The 3,526-nt window shown below is 66.7% G+C and carries 3 protein-coding genes and 1 pseudogene; 2 read left to right on the top strand and 2 right to left on the bottom strand.

Annotated elements, in window-relative coordinates; translation table 11 throughout:
- A partial coding sequence (locus D7V88_RS39855; protein ID WP_120545733.1) for a hypothetical protein occupies window positions 1-223 on the bottom strand: 223 nt, incomplete at its 3' end.
- A gap of 280 nt (window positions 224-503) precedes the next feature.
- Between D7V88_RS39855 and D7V88_RS45335 the strand changes: the two genes are divergently transcribed.
- Both D7V88_RS45335 and sctV read left to right on the top strand, forming a co-directional pair.
- Window positions 504-971, top strand: coding sequence for a tetratricopeptide repeat protein (locus D7V88_RS45335; RefSeq protein WP_120545732.1), 468 nt, complete (start codon window positions 504-506; stop codon window positions 969-971).
- A gap of 88 nt (window positions 972-1,059) precedes the next feature.
- Window positions 1,060-3,183 carry a type III secretion system export apparatus subunit SctV gene (gene sctV, locus D7V88_RS39845; RefSeq protein WP_120545731.1) on the top strand — a complete coding sequence of 708 codons (2,124 nt, stop codon included), beginning with the start codon at window positions 1,060-1,062 and terminating at the stop codon, window positions 3,181-3,183.
- A 99-nt stretch (window positions 3,184-3,282) separates the two neighbouring features.
- On the opposite strand, the pseudogene D7V88_RS44945 reads toward sctV, so the two are convergent.
- A pseudogene (locus D7V88_RS44945) lies at window positions 3,283-3,526 on the bottom strand (FHA domain-containing protein); the annotation flags it as partial.

The following is a 3,526-nucleotide window of genomic DNA, read 5'->3' as shown; positions in this document are numbered from 1 at the left end:
ACTTGAGGTTGCTGATGACGGACATCGCGATCTCGTTCAGCTTCTTGATGATGTTGGAGGCGAAGGCAACGGCCTCCTGCTGCTTCTGGAGCATGAGCTGCGCGGTGGCGCGCTCGAGGTCGACACCCTCCAGGCCGGCCAGGGAGGACTTCTCGGTGGCGCTCAGGGACTGGCTGCCCTTGAAGGCAGTGGAGAGGGCGGCGGCGGAGGCAGTGGCGTTCATGGGAATGACTCCAGAGGGTTGGAAGCGGGTGTGTGCTGCGGCGCTGCTTACATGAGGATTATGGCGGATCAGGGGGCGAAAGTTTCCTCCTCATTCTCCGATCTTTTTTTCCGCCAGAAAAGGGGGGCCCCGGAAAGCCGGGCCGATCACCCGGGACGCACCCTCTTTGGAGGTTGCCCCGATAACAGACTAAGCTGTCCGCGCCCGAAGCCACCTCTGTCCCCTGGTGGTCGGTTGCGGGCCCACGTCCTCCTGTCCTCCCTGTGAGGGACCCGCGCTGATGACGACCGAATCCAAGGCCACGGTGTTGCCCGACAACGAAAAGCCGCTGTCCGCAGCCGAGATGCTCGAACGGGCCACCGAGGGCTTCAACCTCTTCCAGGACGGGCGCTTCAGCGAGGCACTGGCCATCTTCGAGAACCTCCTGGCGCTGGACGCGTCGGAGGCCTACTTCCACACGGCCCTGGGCGCCTGCCATCTGGCGCTGGAGGACCTGGATCAGGCGGTGGGGTGCTTCAACCGCGCCATCGAGCTGGATCCCACCGACATCACCCCCTTCGTCAACCGGGGCGAGGCCGCGCTGCGCCAGGGGAAGGTCACGGAGGCGGCCCAGGACTTCAATCGTGCCGTGGCGCTGGACCCCGAGGGCAAGGATCCCCTGAGCGCCCGCGCTCGGATGCTTGCCGCCGCGGCCATGGAGAGCGCCGAGGACGTGGCAGAGGCCGAAGCACCCGAGGATGACGCGTAGTCCGACCACGGGCCTCCTCCCTTTGCAGGGGAGGGCGTACCCCCCCTTGGGAACCAGGGCCGGCCCGGACTAGGATGGCGCCCCGACGATGACCGGCGATCCGAACAGTTTCCTGAACAAGTACTCCGATATCGTCCTGGCGGTGGTCGTCGTGGCCATCGTCGGGATGATGATCGTCCCGCTGCCGACGTTCCTGCTGGACATCCTGCTGACGCTGAACATCAGCATCTCGGTCATACTTCTTCTCATCTCCCTCTATGTGCCAGGCGCGCTGCAACTGTCGGTGTTCCCGACGGTGCTGCTGATCACGACGATGTTCCGCCTGTCGCTCACCATTTCCACCACCCGACTCATCCTGCTCACCGGCGACCCGGGCGAAGTGGTGGTGGCGTTCGGCAACTTCGTGGTGCAGGGCAACTTCGTCGTCGGTGCCATCCTCTTCCTCATCCTGGTGGTGGTGAACTTCATCGTCATCTCCAAGGGCTCGGAGCGCGTCGCCGAAGTGGCCGCGCGCTTCACCCTGGACGCGATGCCCGGCAAGCAGATGTCCATCGACGCGGACATGCGCGCCGGCTCCATCGATCAGGATCAGGGCAAGAAGAAGCGCCGCGACCTGGAGCGCGAAAGCCAGCTCTTCGGCGCCATGGACGGCGCCATGAAGTTCGTGAAGGGCGACGCCATCGCGTCCATCATCATCACGGTCATCAACATCGTGGGCGGCCTGATCATCGGCGTGACCCAGAAGGGGATGGCCGCGGGCGACGCGGCGCAGAAGTACACGCTGCTCACCATCGGTGACGGTCTGGTCGGCATGATTCCCGCCATCCTCATCTCCACGTGCGCCGGCATCCTGGTGACGCGCGTGGGCGGCGAGGAGGAGGGGGCGCACCTGGGCAAGGACGTGGGCACGCAGCTCACCGCCTACCCGAAGGCCATCGCCATCGCGGCGGCCATGCTCGTGGGCCTGGGCCTCATCCCCGGTCTGCCCAAGATTCCGTTCTTCATCCTCGGCGCGGGTGCGGGTTTCGGCGCGTACTCGATGATGAAGAAGAAGGACGCGGATACCGCCGCCGAGGAGGCGGGCCCCGCGATGGAGTCCAGCTTCGGCACCCCCGTGTCGTCGGAGCCGGCGCCCAAGGAGCAGCTCAATCCGGACTCGGAGCTGTTCATCCCCGTCGTCACCCCCATCGTGCTGGAGGTGTCCGACGCCCTGGTGCCCTTCGTGGACTCGCGGCAGGACGGCGGCAAGTTCCTCTTCGAGCTCATCCCGTTCATGCGCGACGGCCTGTTCGTGGAGCTGGGCGTCCGCTTCCCGGGCGTGCGCGCGCGTGGCAACGGCGGCCTGCCGCCCGGGGCCTACCAGATTCAAATCAACGAAGTCCCCGTCGTCACCGGCCAGGCCACCCTGGGCCACATCCTGGTGAACGACACGGTGGACCGCCTCAAGCTGATGAACATCCCCGGCTTCGAGGCCATCAACCCCGCGACGCGCCAGCCGGCCGCGTGGGTGCCGGAGCAGTTCCGGGAGACGCTGGAGTCCGCGGGTCTCACCACCTGGGACGTGCCCGGCTACATCATCCTGCACACCGCGGCCATCCTGCGGAAGAACGCCCGCGAGTTCATGGGCGTGCAGGAGACGCAGACGATGCTGGAGCAGTTGGAGAAGGCGTTCCCGGCCATCGTGAAGGAAGTCGTCCCGAAGATCGTCAACGTGCTGAAGCTGACGGACATCCTCGGGCGGCTCGTGGAGGAGGAAATCTCCATCCGCGACCTGCGCGGCATCCTCCAGTCCCTGTCGGAGTACGGCCAGGTGGAGGCGGACAACGTCATGCTCACCGAGCATGTCCGCGCCTCCATGCGCCGCTACATCTCCCACAAGTACGCGCGCGGCACTGGCACGCTCGTGGTGTACCTGTTGGATCCGAACATCGAGGAAGCCATCCGCAGCTCCATCAAGCGCACCTCCGCGGGCGCCCACCTGGCGCTGGAGCCGGAGATCGCCCAGGAGATCGTCAGCGCGGTGCGCTCCGAGTGCGGACACCTGCCGCCCAGCGCCCAGCGCCCCGTCATCCTGACGGCGATGGACATCCGCCGGTACGTGCGCAAGCTGCTGGAGTACGAGTTCACGCCCTCGTTCTCCATCCTCAGCTACCAGGAGCTGTCGCCCGAGCTGAACATCCAGCCCGTCGCGCGCATCTCCTCCGGTCGGTAGTTCCAGGGCCCCCGACTGGGGGCCCTTCGTTTTTCCGCCGCCCGGGGAGTCGCCCGGGCGGGCGCGTCGCTCGCGACAGGAAACGCCGGGCCGGAAGGCTCAGGCGCCCGCGAGCACGGCGATCATCAACACCAGGAAGGTCAGCCCCACCACGCCCATCACGATGAGCGGGACGAACTTCTTCTTGTCCGCCATCGCGGCCATCGCACCGCCGCCGTTGTCCGGCTGGGGCTCGGGGACGTACTCGTTCGAGCCCTCTTCGGACGGCTGCTCCTCGGAGCCCCCCGAATTCGGGTCCTCGGCGGACTGGGAGGCTTCCTCGGGCGCGGGGGCGGGCTCCGGC

This window comes from Corallococcus terminator (assembly GCF_003611635.1).
Classification (GTDB): Bacteria; Myxococcota; Myxococcia; order Myxococcales; family Myxococcaceae; genus Corallococcus; species Corallococcus terminator.
The sequence above is the reverse complement of the archived record's forward strand: the minus strand, read 5'-3'. Positions and strand labels throughout refer to the sequence as shown.